General features: G+C 53.4%; 13 protein-coding genes. 10 read left to right on the top strand and 3 right to left on the bottom strand.

Features of this window, described 5'->3' with window-relative positions; translation table 11 throughout:
• The gene (gene cptA / locus G544_RS0119050; protein WP_027276050.1) at positions 1–1,728 is read right to left on the bottom strand and encodes a phosphoethanolamine transferase CptA; all 1,728 of its coding nucleotides are present in this window, start codon (positions 1,726–1,728) and stop codon (positions 1–3) included.
• A gap of 272 nt (positions 1,729–2,000) precedes the next feature.
• On the opposite strand from cptA, the gene G544_RS0119045 reads away from it, so the two are divergent.
• Positions 2,001–2,483: a DUF4822 domain-containing protein gene (locus G544_RS0119045; protein WP_027276049.1), complete on the top strand. Its 483-nt coding sequence runs from the start codon at positions 2,001–2,003 to the stop codon at positions 2,481–2,483.
• Positions 2,484–2,570: 87 nt separating this feature from the next.
• Here G544_RS0119045 and G544_RS21115 read toward each other — a convergent pair whose 3' ends face one another.
• A complete protein-coding gene (locus G544_RS21115) occupies positions 2,571–5,309 on the bottom strand; it encodes an autotransporter outer membrane beta-barrel domain-containing protein (RefSeq protein WP_051155845.1) in 2,739 nt (912 codons plus the stop codon).
• 414 nt (positions 5,310–5,723) lie between these two features.
• Positions 5,724–7,238, bottom strand: coding sequence for a nitric oxide reductase transcriptional regulator NorR (gene norR / locus G544_RS0119035; protein WP_027276048.1), 1,515 nt, complete (start codon positions 7,236–7,238; stop codon positions 5,724–5,726).
• Positions 7,239–7,425: 187 nt separating this feature from the next.
• Here norR and norV point away from each other — a divergent pair, with 187 nt between their 5' ends.
• The 9 genes from norV (at position 7,426) to G544_RS21110 (ending at position 16,955) form a co-directional block, all read left to right on the top strand.
• The gene (gene norV, locus G544_RS0119030) at positions 7,426–8,874 is read left to right on the top strand and encodes an anaerobic nitric oxide reductase flavorubredoxin (RefSeq protein ID WP_027276047.1); all 1,449 of its coding nucleotides are present in this window, start codon (positions 7,426–7,428) and stop codon (positions 8,872–8,874) included.
• Entirely contained in the window at positions 8,871–10,004 is a 1,134-nt protein-coding gene (gene norW, locus G544_RS0119025; protein WP_027276046.1) for an NADH:flavorubredoxin reductase NorW, read from the top strand. The genes norV and norW overlap by 4 nt, the downstream gene beginning before the upstream one ends.
• A gap of 51 nt (positions 10,005–10,055) precedes the next feature.
• Positions 10,056–10,382 (top strand): TehB family protein, encoded by a 327-nt coding sequence (locus tag G544_RS0119020; RefSeq protein WP_027276045.1) that lies wholly within the window; start codon positions 10,056–10,058, stop codon positions 10,380–10,382.
• Between the two features lie 31 nt (positions 10,383–10,413).
• Positions 10,414–10,767 carry a TehB family protein gene (locus G544_RS0119015; RefSeq protein ID WP_027276044.1) on the top strand — a complete coding sequence of 118 codons (354 nt, stop codon included), beginning with the start codon at positions 10,414–10,416 and terminating at the stop codon, positions 10,765–10,767.
• A 2-nt stretch (positions 10,768–10,769) separates the two neighbouring features.
• Positions 10,770–10,952: a DUF1869 domain-containing protein gene (locus tag G544_RS0119010; protein ID WP_027276043.1), complete on the top strand. Its 183-nt coding sequence runs from the start codon at positions 10,770–10,772 to the stop codon at positions 10,950–10,952.
• Between the two features lie 419 nt (positions 10,953–11,371).
• Entirely contained in the window at positions 11,372–13,468 is a 2,097-nt protein-coding gene (locus G544_RS0119005; protein WP_027276042.1) for a TonB-dependent receptor, read from the top strand.
• A gap of 506 nt (positions 13,469–13,974) precedes the next feature.
• Entirely contained in the window at positions 13,975–14,907 is a 933-nt protein-coding gene (locus tag G544_RS0119000; protein ID WP_071783432.1) for a 4Fe-4S binding protein, read from the top strand.
• Between the two features lie 12 nt (positions 14,908–14,919).
• The gene (locus G544_RS0118995; RefSeq protein ID WP_027276040.1) at positions 14,920–16,242 is read left to right on the top strand and encodes a radical SAM protein; all 1,323 of its coding nucleotides are present in this window, start codon (positions 14,920–14,922) and stop codon (positions 16,240–16,242) included.
• A gap of 11 nt (positions 16,243–16,253) precedes the next feature.
• A complete protein-coding gene (locus G544_RS21110; protein WP_051155844.1) occupies positions 16,254–16,955 on the top strand; it encodes a TorD/DmsD family molecular chaperone in 702 nt (233 codons plus the stop codon).
• Positions 16,956–16,964: the final 9 nt, after the last annotated feature.

Below are 16,964 nucleotides of genomic sequence, written 5' to 3'. Positions count from 1 at the left end.
TTAACACTCAGCTCCAGGTTTAACGGTCTTTGGCAAACTGTCGAACTCCCGCAAGCCATTTTTCTGATACGGGTCGCCAATCCAGCGCGGACGAGGCTGCCACGCCGGGTTTATCAGACTTTTATCTGCTTGCCAGCCGCGATAGCTCACGCCAACCAGCTCCGACCAACCGTGAATAAACTCCGTCAGGCTGAGCTTGCGGTCGGTGAACTGTTTAAGGTCAGCCTGCTGCTGGGCCGCCCATTGTGGAGACTGCCAGATAAAAAACGGCACTTCATACATCGGGCGCGTCGGCGCGTACTCGTCGCGCCCCTGTTGGGTATGCGGCGGGGTATCAAACACCTCTTCGCCGTGATCGGAAAAGAACACCAGCAGGCCGTTCGGAGAGCTGTCGCGAAAGGTTTTTACCAGGCTTGAAACCACAAAGTCATTGTATAAATTGGCGTTGTCGTAATCGTTCCAGGCTTCTATTTGCCCGGCGTCAAGGGAGGGCGGTAAACCTTCGTTGCCGCTGAACCGGGCGTAACTTTCCGGAAAGCGGTACTTATAGTGGAGATGGGTGCCGAGCAGATGCACCACGATAAATTTTTTCTCTGCCGGATGCGCTAGCGCTTCGGCAAACGGGGCCAGCACCACTTCATCGTATTGCCGGCTTTTTTGGCGCCGCTGGTTATTCAGATAATACTGATGGTCGGTCTGGCGCGAAAATACGGTCAGCATGGTATTACGCTGGGTCATGGTCTGCTGGTTGGTTATCCAGAATGAGGTATAGCCGGCCTGCTTCATCATGTTCATCAGCGACGGCTGGGTTAGGTAGAGATCCGGGTTTTCTTCGTCGGCAAAGCTGAGGATCTGCTGCATGATCTCAATCGTATACGGTCGGGCAGAGACCACGTCGGTAAATACCGTCAGGTTCGGATCGCTGGCGGCCAGAGCGTCAAGCTCCGGCGTGGTTTGCCGGTGATAGCCGTACAGGCTCATGCGGTTGCGCTGGGTGGACTCACCTAGCACCAGCACCACGGTTCGCGGCGTGTCGCCGTTTTTATCCTGCAAATCTTCCAGCGGCGCGATGGCGCTGTTGCCGTCCAACTGCTGCTGCAAATTAGCCAGCTGTGCGCGGTACTGGCAGTAGGCGATAACCAGCTGCCATGGCGCTGCGGGTTCCATGCGCTCCATCAGTCGGGCCATAATTCGCCGCCACGGCCAGCGTGCGCGCAGGCTGCGACGCAGTTTCTCACCAAACAGCACGTAGAGGATCAGCAGGCTGACGCCGATTCTCCAGCCGGGAGAGAGATAAATGGGCTCCAGCTGGTTCCATAGATACACGGCAACGGCAGTATAAGCCAGCAGGACGACAACAATCGGCCAGCGGAAATATTGTTTAAAGTACTCGCCGGCTTCCGCCGGATTGCTTTCGAACATGATAAACAGCACGCTCTGCGAGAATTCGCTGCCGTAAATCATGTAGTAGACCAACGCGCCAACGGAGCCGACCCATAGGATCACCCCGATGACCGCTGCCAGCGGCGCCATATAGTCAGGAAATAACAGCGCAGGGATCAACCACAGCGTGCTGTATAGGAGCGAATCGCGAAAACCGGTTCCACCGCTCTGGCGGCGAAGCACCACGACTATCTGTAGGACGGTAGAAAAATACCAAAAATAGAGCAACGCCCATCCTAAGGCACTCCAGCTGAACAAAGGGTTGGCGCTGAATGTCGCAAGCATAAATATAAATACCTTAAGGTTATCAGGCTGTCAGGCTAAATAGCGTCAGCGAAGTGCCCGAATGCAAAAGAATAGCTACAGCTAATGCCGGGGCTATGCCCAAGGAAATGCTTTTCTCCGGTAGGTTAGAACCTAATTATTAATACAACCTTAAGAAAGATAATGTTGTTTAAATGTAAATGAATGTAATGATATTGTTATTATTGATGCGGGTTATATACTCTAAACCATAAAAGCGTTGCATGTGTATTTTGTATATCCACTTAGGAGATATGATGAAAAAGATATTAATCCCTGCGCTGTTGGCTATTTCATCCGTTACGGCCTTTACGGTTCATGCTGCTTCCTCTCAGACAGAGAGCCAGCAAAAGGCCGCGCAGAGCAAGCTAAATTCCTATGAGCAAATTATGGTGGGTAAGGTTTGGGTAACGACCGAAGCGTTGAATCAGGATAAGAAAAGCGTAAGCGCGGAAGACAAGCGGGTTACCAACTTTTTTGGCGTAGCGGAATACTATCCCGACGGCACGTTTAAAATGACCACCCTTGACGGCAAGCCTAAGATGCAGGGCGACTGGTCATTCAGCGACGATGGTAAAAGCCGTTCACTGACGGCAAAGAATGACAAAGGCGACGTTCTGTTTACCCGCGTGGTTGAAAACGTCAAGGTAACTCCTGAGGAATATACTTACAGGATCTATCCTGAGCAGGGCAATAAAAACGACTATTTCGACATCGTTCATAGAGTAAAAAAATGACTGATTCTCAACGCCGTTTCGCCATCGCCTAAAGGTTGAGAATAAAGATAATCGCCCGCTTTAACGGGCGATTATTACGGGGAACGGTCAGAAACTAAAGCGGTATCCGCCGTTAACTTGACGCTGGTCGAATCGGTTGCCCGTTGAGCTGTCAACTTCCACATAAAGCGCATGGGCATCATTTATGCTGGCGCTAACCCCCAATCCGTTGTTCCACCAGTTTCCCTTGAAGCCGTGCGCTTCGCGTGAACCGTTCAGCCTATAGGCCGTGTTGCCGTCGAACTCTCTGACTAGCCCCGTTTTCAGGTAAACGTCAACTTTGCTATTACCTACCGCTGTTTCATAGCCAAACAGCGTGCCGACGCGGCCAATCATTGACTCGTAGCTGCCAAGACGGATCCTCAGGCCGTTGCTGGCGTTGATGTGCGCTGCGGTCTGATGCCCGTAGGTGAATTGAGCCTGTGGCTCAATATAGAAGCCGTTGCCCGGCAGGCTAAGACTGAGCCTCTGCCCGACTTCTACCGAAGCGCTGGCGCCCGTTGAGCTACCGCTGCCGCTGACCTTATTACTTTGGCTGTCCATCACGCTGAACGAGTTTTTCAGGCGGGAAAGCTTGGCGATGCCGTCAATGTAGAAACCGCTATCCGCCATATAGGTTGCGTAAAGGCCCACGTGGTGAGACTGCACTGTGCCGTCTCCGCTACGGTAGTCCGGTGAACCGCGGGTCAGGCCCATAAACGTGCCGATGTACAGAGGCGTTTCGGCGGAAACGCGTTTATCGAAGCCCAGCTGCGTTCCGCTATAGGTCATGTCAAATCCGCTCAGCTTGCCGCTGGCGAAGGCGTCGAACTTACCGCCGAACCCGCGCATCCACGCGTTACCCCGCTCGCCGCTTTGACGCAGGTCGCCCATACGCTGCATCAGCGTCTGGGTTTCGGCATAGTTCAACAGATAGCCGACGTTCAGGTAGTTACCGCCGGCGTCCGCCGTTGTTGTGACGGGCGGTTTTGGCTTTTCCTCCGGAGTTGGATCCGTTGGTGGAATATAAGCGCCGGAAGAGTACAGCTCCCAGCTGTTGCCGTTCTTGCGCACGTCGTACAGATAGCCTCCCAATTCCACCTGAGAGGTGGACGTGAAGCTTGCGGCGCCGTCTGCTGTTTCCACTACCGTTAATACCTCATTGCCGGTGGTCGCCAGGCTGCCGCGGTTCGTTATGGTTAATAAGTGGTTTCCAGCGCTGGTTTCCGTCACTACCAGCCTGTCGCCCGCGTTGTTGATACCGTCACCGACAATGTCGGTACGTAAAACGAACGAGCCGTTGCCACTCAGATGGGCGACGCTCAGCGTAGAGTAGCCACTGCCGGACTGCGCATGGGAAAGATCGACCGTAGAATTGTTGAGCGTCAGCTTATCCAGGCCAGAGCTACCGGTCAGGTTCCAGCGGCTGTCGCTTATCACGACGTTTGGCGAGCGGCCGCTTATGCTGTCGCCGTGGGCGCTTCCTGCCCAAACGGAGCCTGAACTCATGTTCAGGTCGAGCGATGCGCCTCGAATATCGCCGCTTAGCCGAGAAGCCGCACTGTCGATGACGGCAGAGGCGGTACCAGGGGCCTTACCTTCGAGATCGAGAATAATGCCGGACTGAGCCTCAACGGAAGCATTATTCAGGGATAGTTTTGCGTTTCCGCTCTCAATCTCAAACGCGGCTTTTTCCGCCCTTAGCGTGCTGTCCGTCAGCGTAAGCTGAGCCTGCGTGGTCATGTCGTCATTTTTAACGGAGAGTCCTACAGAGCCTTGCCCCAGAGCTTCTACCGCGCTTGAGCGTATGGTGATGTCTCCGCCGTTTTTAACGCTGAGCGCGGTACTGCCAACACCCGTGACCCGAATTCGGCTACCGTCTGAGGCCGTCATCGTTCCGCCGGTCAACACCGATAGCCCAACAGCCGCATCGCGTGAAGCGAGGCCGTCTACTGCGCTCAGACGTATCGTCGAGCCGGTTTTTGCGAGTGCGATTGCCGTTGCGCCGCCACCCTGTATTTCAATCTTCCCTCCGGTCATCGTGATGGCGCTATTAAGCTGGGCCGCTATGCCGACGCTGTCCTCGCCCGATGTGGTAATGTTGCTGTCGATGACGCGAGCCTCGGAGCCGGCTCCATAAGTCATTACGCCGACGCCTTGCTGCCCTTGGGTTTTAATTTCTCCTTGGCGGAAGGTAAGGCGTCCGCCGTCGGTAAGCTGAGCGCCGAAGCCTAAACTGCCGGTGGTTTCGATAGTCACATTGTCAGCGTCTACCAAAGAAGGGAGCCCGGTATACGTCCCTGAACCGGTAGAGAAAATGCCGGCGGCTCCGGAACCTGACGTTGTCAGATGGCTGTCGCGTAACGCTATGTAGCCGCCACTTTGAGCAACGGCGGCGTGGCTGCTTGAGCCGGCGGTGGTTACCGTTGTCTGCGCTGCTTCAATGGTGGATTGGGCGTTACCGTTGTCCCATCTTGCCCACAGAGCATAAACGAAGGAGTCATTGGCGTTGTCTGACGTTACCGTACTGTTGGTAAGAACGATTTTTCCGCCGCTTCCCGCGTATGCGCCGCCGGAACTGTATGACGTGGGTAGAAGCGTTAGCGAATCGCCTATCGCGGTGGTTCCCTGGCCAAAGACCCTGAGGGCCCCGCTGCCTTGTCCGCCGTCGGTATAGGTTTCGTTATTGAGGTAATGCTCTTGGCCGTCAACAAGGTTTATTGAGGCTGCGTATGCTGTCGTGCTGAATAAAAATAATGCCGTTGTGCATATTGAACTATTTATTAGCGCATTATTAGTTATCTTCATATCCTTATTAAGTTCCTTTATTTGTCCTGACGGCGATAAAAGTGGGGGCGCCGCAATTCCTTAAGATCTCGGTATATTAATTGCTAATATCGAAGGCTGATTTCACGACTCTGTCGCGCAAGGTTAGTATGCAGGCGTTTCTCTTGATATTACAACTTTTTTGAGTGTTCTTTTGCTTTTCCTTATAAGATTAATTAATAATTAACGCGTTGTTTATTTTGTATTTTATGTTTTTAAATGCATTGCATTTTTAATTTTGCAGAGAGCAATTGGGTGGGGAGGAGGCATTAGGAAAAGCGGAGATGACCGAAACGTGATCTATTAAATGAGATAAAACCGGCGCCGCCTTTGTAAGGCAGCACCTTAAATGATTGGTATTCATACGGGGATCGCACGCTAACGAGGAGAGCTTCTCTACTTCAGCCCTAACCTTTTAGCAAGGCGATGCAGGTTTGCAACGTCGGTCTGCAGCGCCCTCGCACTGGCCGCCCAGTTCTGGTCGTGCTGTTTCAGGGCGTCGGTAATCAGCCGGCGCTGGAAATCCGCCGTTGCGTTTCGAAGATTGACGTTCTGCGCCGGAGCTTCAGGGGTTTCAGGCCTGGCCGTCGGTTCGTTTTGCAGAGTAAAGTGAGCCGGTTCCAGTAATATTTCGTCTTTGGGTTTTCCTGCTCGGGCAAGAATAACCGCGCGATAAACCGCGTGTTCCAGTTCGCGCACGTTGCCGGGCCAGTCGTAGTTGATTAGCTTGGCGCGCGCGGTCTGGCTTAGCACCACTCGCGACAGGCCAAGCCGCGCGCGGCACTGCTCGCAAAAGAATCCTGCCAGTAAAATTACGTCTTCTCCGCGTTCGCGCAGCGGCGGCAGAATTAAGGGGAAAACGCTCAGGCGATGATAAAGGTCTGCTCGGAATCGGCCTGCCTGAACCTCTTCTCTTAAGTCGCGGTTTGTCGCTGCCAGCACCCGAACGTCCACCCGCAGGCTGCGATCGTCACCGACGCGCTGTATATCGCCATATTGGAGTACGCGCAGCAGCTTAGCCTGAAGTGAGAGGCTTAGTTCGCCGATTTCATCCAAAAACAGCGTGCCGTTGTCCGCCATTTCAAACTTGCCGCTGCGGTTGCTTATTGCGCCGGTAAAGGCGCCTTTAACGTGGCCGAACAGTTCGCTTTCCGCCACGCTTTCGGGCAGCGCCGCGCAGTTAAGGTAGACCAGAGGGCTTACTGCTCGAGGAGACAGCTCGTGGATGGATTTAGCGACCAGTTCCTTACCGGTGCCGGTCTCGCCGATAATCAATACGTTCAGATCGGAAGCAGCGACGATATCGATCTGTTTTTTCAAATCAATCATGCCGGACGACAGGCCGATCGTTTCCGTATGGCTGCCGCTGCCGAAAGACGGCGCCGTTGGCCCCGGCAGCAAATTCTGATTTTCCAACTGCTCAATCAACAGGGCGTTGTTTAGCGCGCCGGCGGTTAATGCGGCGATTAAACGAAGCTCTTCGTCGCTGAAGGCGTCAAACCGTTCTGGCTCCAGGCCATCGAGGGTCAGCGCGCCGATAAGGTTCTGTCCGGCAAACAGGGGCAGGCCTACGCAGGCGTGAACCTTAAGGTTTTCCTGTGCAGGGATCAGGCCGTCGTAAGGGTCGGGTAGGTCGCTGTCCGATGGGAAGCGTACGACATCTCCCGCGCGGGCTATCGCCTCAAGGCGTGGATGTTGTTCAATGATAAAGCGCCTTCCCAGAACGTCCTTTGCCAACCCGTCAATCGCGAGGGGGATAAACTGTCGGTCTTCATAGCGTAAGAGAGCGGAGGCATCGCAGCCTAGGATTTGGCGCAGCGTCGTTATCAGGCGCTGAAAGCGGTCCTGATGGCCGACGTTGCTTTGCAGCTCAATAGCGATTTTGGCCAGTGCGTTTACTGAAAAGCTCATCGATGTCTCCATAGTCAATATGACCGCAATAATGTCATATTGACTATTTTCTTAAAAGTCATTTTGACAGTCATTAAAGACCAGAAACTTAATATATTCATGTAAATCAATTAATTAAAAGTTTGGCACGGATGTTGATTATAGACATGTATCTGTTCCATAAATCTTAATTATTGATGAGGCCGTTATGACTATCCATGTAAAAAGCAATATCCACTGGGTCGGACAGCGTGACTGGGAGGTTCGTGATTTTCACGGAACCGAATATAAGACCCTGCGGGGCAGCAGCTACAACAGTTACCTCATCCGTGAAGAAAAGAACGTACTGATAGACACCGTCGACCATAAGTTTAGCCGCGAGTTCGTACAGAACCTGCGTGCGGAAATCGATCTGGAAGACATTGACTACGTCGTTATCAACCACGCGGAGGAAGACCATGCCGGCGCGCTGACGGAGTTGATGTCCTACATTCCGAATACGCCGATTTACTGTACCGCTAACGGCATTGACTCCATTAACGGCCACCACCACCACCCGGAGTGGAATTTTAACGTCGTGAAAACCGGCGACAGTCTGGATATCGGCAACGGCAAAAAGCTTATCTTTATTGAAACGCCGATGCTGCACTGGCCCGACAGTATGATGACCTATATTACGGGCGACGCCGTACTGTTCAGTAATGACGCCTTCGGCCAGCACTACTGTGACGAACGCCTGTTCAACGATGAAGTGGATCAGATCGAGCTGTTTGAACAGTGTCAGCGCTATTTTGCGAACATCCTGACGCCGTTTAGCCGCCTGGTGGCGCCGAAAGTGAACGAGCTGCTCGGTCTTAACGTGCCGGTCGATATGATTGCAACGTCCCACGGCGTGGTGTGGCGCGATAATCCGCTACAGATCGTTGAACGCTACCTTGAGTGGGCGAACGACTATCAGGAAGACCGAATTACGATTTTCTACGACACCATGTCTAACAATACGCGCATGATGGCGGACGCGATTGCGCAGGGGATCAACGACGTGGATCCGCGCGTTGCGGTAAAGATCTTTAATATTTCCCGCAGTGACAAGAACGACGTCCTGACGAACGTATTTCGCTCTAAGGGCGTGCTGGTGGGCTCTTCCACCATGAACAACGTCATGATGCCTAAAGTGGCGGGCATGCTGGAGGAAATGGCCGGCCTGCGTTTTCGCAATAAAAAGGCCTCGGCCTTCGGCAGCTACGGATGGAACGGCGGCGCGGTAGACCGTATCCAGACTCGCCTGATGGACGCCGGCTTTGAAACCACCATTTCTTTGAAAGCCAAGTGGCGCCCGGATTTAGACACGCTGGAAGTATGCCGGGAGCACGGCCGAGAGGTTGCCCGCCAGTGGGCGCTTTCACCGCTGCAGGAAACGACCGATGCGCAGGCCGAAGCCGCATCTCAGGGCGGATGTGCCTGCGCCGCCGCGGCTCAGCTAGGGCCCCGCATGCAGTGTAGCGTGTGCCAGTGGATTTACGATCCTGCGAAAGGCGAACCGATGCAGGGCGTTGAACCGGGAACGCCGTGGAGCGAGGTGCCGGACGGCTTCCTGTGCCCAGAGTGTTCTTTGGGAAAAGAGGTCTTTGACGAGCTGGCTTCGGAGGCAAAATGAACAACGGCATTGTGATTATCGGCTCGGGCTTTGCGGCCCGCCAGCTGGTGAAAAATATCCGCAAACAGGATACGGACGTCCCCGTTACGGTGATCGCCGACGACAGCATCGATGAATACAACAAGCCCGATCTTAGCCACGTTATCAGTCTGGGCCAGCACGCGGACGATCTTACCCGCCAAACGGCGGACGAGTTCGCCACACAGTACAACCTGCAGCTCTTTCCCTTTACTCGAGTAATGGGAATTGACGCCGACGCCCGCGAAGTCATAGGGCAGGTGCAAAAGTGGAAATTCGACAGGCTGGTGTTGGCAACAGGGGCCAGCGCCTGCGTGCCGCCGGTTCCGGGCCATGAGCTGATATTGACGTTGAACAGCCAGACGGAATACCGCAACTGCGAGTCTCGTCTGCTGAATGCGCAGCGGGTGCTGATTGTCGGCGGCGGGCTGATTGGTTCTGAACTTGCCATGGATTTCTGTCGGGCCGGAAAAGCGGTGACCGTTGTGGACAGCGCCGCCAGCATTCTGGCATCGCTGATGTTGCCGGAAGTGAGCGGACGCTTACAGCATCGCCTTACGGAAATGGGCGTTCATCTGTTGCTCAGTTCGCAGCTGCGGTCGTTAGCGCAAACGGAAACCGGCGTCGTCGCCACATTTGACCGCAGCCGCAGCGTTGAGGTTGACGTCGTGATTGCAGCGACCGGTTTGCGCCCGCGGGTCGCTTTGGCCCAAGGCGCGGGGGTAAAGGTAAATCGGGGCATCGTCGTGAACAGTCTCCTGCAAACCAGCTGCCCGGATATCTATGCGCTGGGCGACTGTGCGGAAATCAACGGCCAGGTGCTGCCCTTCCTTCAGCCCATTCAGCTTAGCGCAATGTATTTGGCGAAGAATTTGCTGGGGGGCGAGGCGCCGCTCAAACTGCCGGCCATGCTGGTGAAGGTAAAAACGCCGGCTATGCCGCTGCATCTGGCGGGAGAAACCAGCCGCCGCGACCTGAGCTGGCAAATCAGCGCTGAGTTGGAAGGGATGGTGGCCAAAGGCCTTGATGCGCAGGGTCAGCTTCGCGCCTTTGTCGTCAGCGAAGATCGCATGAAAGAGGCGTTTGCATTACTGAAGGCGATGCCCGCCTGAATGCCTCATGAAGGCCGCGCCCGTTTCTCACTAAAACGTAGGAGATTCACTATGGAACGCATCCCGAGCCACTTTATTCATACCCGCTCTACGCCGTTTTGGAATAAAGCGACGGCGCCCGAGGGGCTTTTCCTGCGCCATCTTGATAAGGGAACCCGGCCCGGAGTTTATCCTCGCCTGTCGGTGATGCGGGGGGCTGTGAAATATCTTGGATATTCAGACGCGCAGTGCGCAACGCCTGAATGCGAAATGGTCATTAAAGCCGGGCGCTTCGGCGTATTCCCGCCTGAAAAATGGCACTGCATTGCGCTTTTAACGGATGATGCCTGTTTCAACATCGATTTTTTTGTCGACCCGACAGTCTTGACGTCGGCGTGAGATTTTAACCGTTTAAAACGGAGGTGAAGTTATGACACGTATTCCTGAAAATTTTATGCACACGCGAGCAACGCCCTTCTGGGATAAAGATACCGTCCCGAAGGCGCTTCTTGCCCATCACAATACGAAAGCGGGCGTTTATGGGCGGCTTTCTGTGATGCGGGGCGCCGTGAAGTATTTTGGCTTTTCTGACGCCGATGCGGCGGAGCCGGATCTGGAGCTCGTTATTGAGGCCGGTTCTTTTGGCATTTCGCCGCCGCAGAAGTGGCACCGAATCGAGCTGCTGACGGAAGACACCTATTTCAACATCGATTTTTTCGCGCAACCGGATTCGGATCTCAGCGGCGCAGGCCTTGGAAAAGTAGTGAATACTCACAGGGGGTAACCATGAGCACATCAACCTATACGGTGACAGTCACCAATAACGACAGCGGCGTTTCCGTTGACTACAAAACTGAGACGCCGCTTGCGCTCTTGGTGCCGGAAGTGGCCGCCGACGTCCTTAAAGACCTGGTGAATACGGTGCGCGCCTACGATATGGAAGGTGAAAATGAGGTTTGTGGTTGGTGATTGCCGCGCTGAAAATAGCCGTATCTCTGACGTATTAGTCAGCATATGCGGGGCCGCTCCGGCCCCGTATTCTTGCCTGGCACCCAGCCGCAGTTTCTCTTTTTCATTATCTGCCGACGTCGGATTTTTCATATAAATTCGCTTGGCGTTAATTCTTCTCATAATAACGTCAGCCCTCAAAAAGCACCGAATGCAACGCTTTTATTTAAAGGCGAAAAAAGAGCCGTAGAGCGTTTTTTCACCGTATTTATGCTCATCCATGAACATCACCCAGTAAAAACCCTTTATTTTATAAGTTATTATAGTTGAGAATGGTAATGATTTTTATTTACATTTATTTACTGAAATATATAATCAGACGGACTTATGGACATGCGTTGCATTAAATGCTTTTTCAACCACAGCGAGAGAATATAAAAATGTTAAAGAAAACAATGGCCCTAACGTTAACGGCCATCGCCTCTGCTCCCGCCGTTTCTGCTGACGATAACAGCGTTATGGTCGTGACCGCATCCGGGTACGAGCAGAAGCTTAAAGACGCGGCGGCAAGCGTTTCAATCGTCAGCCAGGAAGATCTAAGCCAGCGTAATTATTCTGATTTGGCCGAAGCGTTAAGCGACGTTGAAGGCGTTGACGTGAACAGCACTACCGGCAAAACCGGCGGGCTGGATATCAGTATTCGAGGCATGCCCAGCAGCTATACCCTGATCCTCGTCGACGGCATTCGACAAAACGGGACTTCCGACGTGACGCCCAACGGCTTCGGCGCTATGAATACCAGCTTTATGCCGCCGATATCCGCCATTGAGCGTATCGAGGTCATCAGGGGACCGATGTCGACGCTCTACGGTTCTGACGCGATGGGCGGGGTGGTTAACATCATTACCAAGAAAGCGCCCAAGGAGTGGTCCGGCTCGGCGACGCTTGAGCATACCTTTCAGGAATATACCGCCTATGGCGACAGCTCCAAATTCTCCTTTTATTCCGGCGGTGCGCTGGTGGAAGACCAGCTGGGGCTTACCCTGCGCGGCACGATATTCCGTCGCGACGCTTCTCACGTCGAGTCCTCATCGACCGGCGCGGAGCTGAGCAACCGCGGGCCTAACCCGGTCAAGTCTGACAATTACAATCTGGGTTCCAAGATGACCTGGCAGTGGGATGAGAATAATTCCCTTTGGCTTGACGGCGAAATCGCCAACCAAAAATACGACAACGGCGACGGTCAGCTTGGCACGATAGGCGCTTCCGGCGGCTATGAGGATACCCTGCGCTACCAGCGCCGCAAGGCGACGTTAGGCAGCACGAACCAGCTCTCTTTTGCGACCTGGAATTCCACCGTCTCGTATAACGAAACGGAAAATAAAGGGCGGCTTATCACCAAGTCGTCGGTTCCTGCAGGTTCTGACAAGGTGGGCGATAAGCGCCTGCTGAAAAACACCAACGTCATCGTGGATACCAACCTGCTGATGCCCGTCGGAGAAAGCCATCTGCTCACCGTCGGCGGTGAGTATTGGAACGCCCAGATGAAAGACGGGATCGTGCTGGCCAACGGCGGCAGCAAGTTTGAACAGGACTCCTGGTCGATGTTTGGCGAAGACGAATGGCACCTTATAGATTCGCTGGCCTTAACCTACGGCGCTCGCTATGAATATCAGGACACCTTCGGCGGGCACGTCAGCCCGCGCGCGTACTTAGTCTGGAACGCGCTCGATGAGCTGACCCTCAAAGGCGGCGTCAGCACCGGCTATAAAACGCCTTCTCTTGCCCAGTTACATAACGGCATCAGCGGCGTGACGGGGCAGGGGACGATCACCACCATCGGCAATCCGAATCTCGATCCTGAAGAGAGCGTTAACACCGAATTTGGCGCCTACTACGAGCACGACAGCGGGTTTGGCGCGAATGCGACCGTGTTCTACAACCGCTTTAAGAACAAGATAGTCAGTGAGTCTATCGACAGCAACACCAGCACCTACACCAACGTCGGCAAGGCGACCACGCAGGGCCTGGAGCTTGCGACCGGCATTCCGCTGTGGACCAAAGACCTGATGCTTAACCTGAACTACACCTATACCGACAGCGAGCAGAAGGACGGCGATAACCAGGGCGCGCCGTTGACCAACACGCCGAAGCATATGGCGAATGCTAACCTGAAGTGGAACGTCAACGATCGTTTTTCCACCTGGTTTAAAGCGGAATACCGGGGGAAAATGGCGCGCTTTACTCAGAACTATGAGAACCTGAGCGCCGCTAATAAGGTGGTTCACGACAATCTGGGAGAAAACTTTAAGTCCTATACCGTTTTCAACATGGGCGGATCGTACAAGATCTCTAAAGACGTCACGCTAAACGGCGCGGTGAATAACCTGTTTGATAAGGACTTCACCAAAACCTATGTGTATAAGGTCGGCAGCGGCACAACGACGGCTGGGGACTATTTCACTTCCGCTCAGTCCACTACGGGCCACGTGATGCCGGGGCGTAACTACTGGGTGTCGGTTAGCGTCGGCTTCTAGGCGGACGTGTAGCGTTCTGTTTTTTTAACGCCCGGCCGTTAAAAATCGCCCGCTTGGAAAGGGGCGATTCGTCATTAATACAGTAGCTCAAAATACGAGAGATATGAATCCGAACTCGGATTGTATTCCGCGATTGTTTTCAGATCGCTACTGCGTCCAACGCTCGTTCTAAGCGCTCAGGCTCTGCCGCTTACTCAAAGAGGAGGCAGAGCTTTTAATCGATGAAGAATTATACCTCAGCCTGCCGCCATAATTTCTTACCGTCAATTACAAGTAAATACCCAGATCGCAATATAGATAAAATAAATAATGCAATATGTGAAAATTATATTGGCATTACGAAAAGTGCGAGAATAGTATTCCCCCGATAGAGTTATTGTAATAAATAGCCATCGTTACATTTTAATAACATAATAATTAATTATACGCCTTCATTGTTAAAAAAGTTAATTTTAATTAGCTTTTATTTTTTATTTTTATAACAGTTTATATTACCAAGCAGCGCCGTGGAGTATGCTATCAACACGTTTCTAAGCGGTACGGTTTTAGTCACATCAGACTGTATTCGGCATAAAAGTAAACGCGCAACCTGTCGGCAGTGTATTGATTATTGTGAACATCATGCCCTGTCTCTTACGGAAAATGAAACCGTAGCGGTGAAGGCGGAAGCCTGTACCCGGTGCGGCGGATGCGTATTCGCCTGTCCGGTGATGGCCATAGAAGGGCCAATGCCGCAGCGTCGCGCCGAGGATGAGCGTTTATATCAGGACGGTGAATCCATTCCTTCGCTAAAAGAGCTGCTGCTTTATTATCATGAAGGCTATCGCACCCTTATTCTCGACGAAAGCCATCCGTCATGGATGAATATTGTCGAAGAAGCCAACACGTTTTTACATTCTATAAACAAGCCGCCATTTTCCATTATTTCTCCCTCCTTAAATAATAATGATTCTTATTTTAAACGAGAGGATAGCGCAATAAAACGACGTCGTTTACTCGGCATTGGATTAATCCAGAGATATTTAAAGCAGGACGAACTGCCTAAAAATATTTCGCTGGCGGAGGTTTTTAAACCCTACCAGCAGTTCAGTATCGACGTCTCTACCGAGCGCTGCTCCCTTTGCGGCAGCTGCCTGCAGCTATGCCCTGCGGGCGTGTTTCATTACCAGGACCGGCAGTTCTCTGTCGATACGGGGAAATGCGTCGGGTGTCGGCTTTGCGAAGCGAGCTGCCCTGAAGAGGCGCTGAGCGTTCGGCCGGACGTTAAGGAAAGCGCCGTCTCATCGTACGCGTTCCATGCGGCGCTCTGCCCGCGCTGTCAGCGGCGCTACCCGTCGTTGAGCCCCGATGAACATCTCTGCCCGGCCTGCGTCGTGCGCGAGCGGCTGCGCTTTTCGACCCAGCGCATCGGCATGAACAGCCTCAATTTCCCACAGTGACGGAGGAATAAAATGAAAGCCATTCACCTTGATTCCTTTGACTGTATCAAAGATCCCGACTTTGCCGACTATGCCAGGCAGTATGTGGATATCGAAAAGAATACGCTTAAGGCCGTGGAGCAATTCGGCCTTGATTTTGAAATGCCGGAGGCCTCGGCCCGTGAGAACGCAGCGCTTCGGGCACGGCTGCGCGCCGAGGGCGCCGTTTTTGCCAACGGCGATAAAAGCATTCACGTTAACTGGATTTCGGATGCCTGCATCGCCTGTCGAACCGGGGAAGCTAGTCATACCACCTTTCTCTCTTTGAAGTGCCATCGCGACTGCTATTTCTGCTTTAACCCCAACCAGCAGGACTACGACTACTACCAAAACCACTTTCGTCAGGCGGAGCAGGAAGTCCAGCACATCGCCGAAAGCGGAGCCGTGCTGAGCTACGGCGCGCTGACCGGCGGCGAGCCTTTGCTGTATAAGGATGCGACGGTAAGCTTTTTTAACCGCCTGCGCGACAGCTTTCCGAATATCCATTCCCGCCTTTATACCGCAGGCGATCCGCTCGATCTTGAAACGGTAGAGCGGCTAAAGGCGTCGGGCCTAAACGAGATCCGCTTCAGCATAAAAATTGACGACTCGTTAGAAAAGCAGGCGCGGGTGCTCAGGCGTATTCGATTGGCCAGAGCGCATATCCCTTCGGTGATGGTGGAGATGCCCATTATCCCCGGCAGCGACGACAGAATGCGCGATCTGCTGTGCGAGCTTGATGATATTGGCGTCGACGGCATTAACCTGCTGGAATTCTGCTTTCCGTTAAACAACGCGCAGGCGTTTCGTGAACGTGGATTTTCCCTGAAGTCGCCGCCGTATCAGGTGTATTACAACTACTGGTACGCCGGCGGTCTGGCTATCGCGGATAGCGAAAACGCGGCGCTCAGGCTCATGCTGTTTACGCTGGAGAAGGGGCTATCGATAGGCGTCCACTACTGCTCCCTGGAAAATAAGCATACCGGGCAGGTTTATCAGCAAAACGTCGATGCGGACGTCGGCGATACCTACTTCTTCTCCGAGAAAGACTATTTCCTGAAGTGCGCCAAGGTTTTTGGCCGACAGGCCGACGGCGTGGCGGCCATTCTTACCGAACATAAACGGCCCATAAGGCGCGACGTTAAGCGCGGCTTCGTACAGTTTCATCCCTCTTCTATCGCTTTACTCGAACGGTTGGACGTAGAAATCTGCCTTTCTCTTAACGTTATCGAGCAGTACTCGGCCACCGAGTTCGATATCAAAGAAGTGCAGTTGCAGTACGCCACGCCGTCCACTTTCGTATTTTCAGAGATTTAAAGGATACGACCATGAACACTTCAGACGTTCACGACTATCTCACACAGCGCCCGATGGGCTATGACGTCCTTCGGCGGCTTCTGATCGAGGAGCCGACGCCGGAACTGTTGAATTTCTTACGGGAACAGGATCTCGAATCGCTGTTTCCCCCCGTAGCGGATGCGGAATTCAACGCGGCGCTGACAATGATAGAAAACGCGCTGTCGCAGAGCGCGTTTACGGCGGGAGACGCCGCGTTTGAAGACCTGCACTGGGACTTCACCCGCCTGTTTATCGGGCCGGAGACGCCTCCCGCACCGCCTTGGGAGTCGGTCTACGTATCAAAGGATAAGCTGCTTTTTCAGCACTGTACCCGTGAGGTAAAGGCCGTTTATCAGTCTTTCGGCTGGATGATGGAAGAAGGTGAAAACGAAGCGGCGGACCACATTGGCTATGAGCTGGACTTTATGTTTCAGCAAAGCCAAAGCGTTGCCGAAGATTTGCACAGAGGCGTTTCCCTCAACGGCGCCGTCGCGCGCCTGCGCGCGCAGTGCGATTTTCTTTCGCAGCATCTTTTGGCGTTCTGTGATGAGTTTTGCCAAAACATTCAGACTCACGCACAAACCGATTTTTATCGCGGCGTGGCGCTTTTGCTGCCCCCGTTCTTAAAGCACGACGCCCGGCGGCTTAATGACGCCTGGGCGAAGGAAGCCGACCTCGACGGTAAACGATGATAGTAAACA

It is taken from the genome of Leminorella grimontii ATCC 33999 = DSM 5078, from assembly GCF_000439085.1.
GTDB lineage: Bacteria > Pseudomonadota > Gammaproteobacteria > Enterobacterales > Enterobacteriaceae > Leminorella > Leminorella grimontii.
This window is presented reverse-complemented; position numbering and strand designations above follow the sequence as displayed.

Coding starts and splice junctions, on each gene's coding strand:
- cptA (WP_027276050.1), bottom strand. CDS start 1,728: ATGCTTGCGACATTCAGCGCCAACCCTTTGTTCAGCTGGAGTGCCTTA.
- G544_RS0119045 (WP_027276049.1), top strand. CDS start 2,001: ATGATGAAAAAGATATTAATCCCTGCGCTGTTGGCTATTTCATCCGTT.
- G544_RS21115 (WP_051155845.1), bottom strand. CDS start 5,309: ATGAAGATAACTAATAATGCGCTAATAAATAGTTCAATATGCACAACG.
- norR (WP_027276048.1), bottom strand. CDS start 7,238: ATGAGCTTTTCAGTAAACGCACTGGCCAAAATCGCTATTGAGCTGCAA.
- norV (WP_027276047.1), top strand. CDS start 7,426: ATGACTATCCATGTAAAAAGCAATATCCACTGGGTCGGACAGCGTGAC.
- norW (WP_027276046.1), top strand. CDS start 8,871: ATGAACAACGGCATTGTGATTATCGGCTCGGGCTTTGCGGCCCGCCAG.
- G544_RS0119020 (WP_027276045.1), top strand. CDS start 10,056: ATGGAACGCATCCCGAGCCACTTTATTCATACCCGCTCTACGCCGTTT.
- G544_RS0119015 (WP_027276044.1), top strand. CDS start 10,414: ATGACACGTATTCCTGAAAATTTTATGCACACGCGAGCAACGCCCTTC.
- G544_RS0119010 (WP_027276043.1), top strand. CDS start 10,770: ATGAGCACATCAACCTATACGGTGACAGTCACCAATAACGACAGCGGC.
- G544_RS0119005 (WP_027276042.1), top strand. CDS start 11,372: ATGTTAAAGAAAACAATGGCCCTAACGTTAACGGCCATCGCCTCTGCT.
- G544_RS0118995 (WP_027276040.1), top strand. CDS start 14,920: ATGAAAGCCATTCACCTTGATTCCTTTGACTGTATCAAAGATCCCGAC.
- G544_RS21110 (WP_051155844.1), top strand. CDS start 16,254: ATGAACACTTCAGACGTTCACGACTATCTCACACAGCGCCCGATGGGC.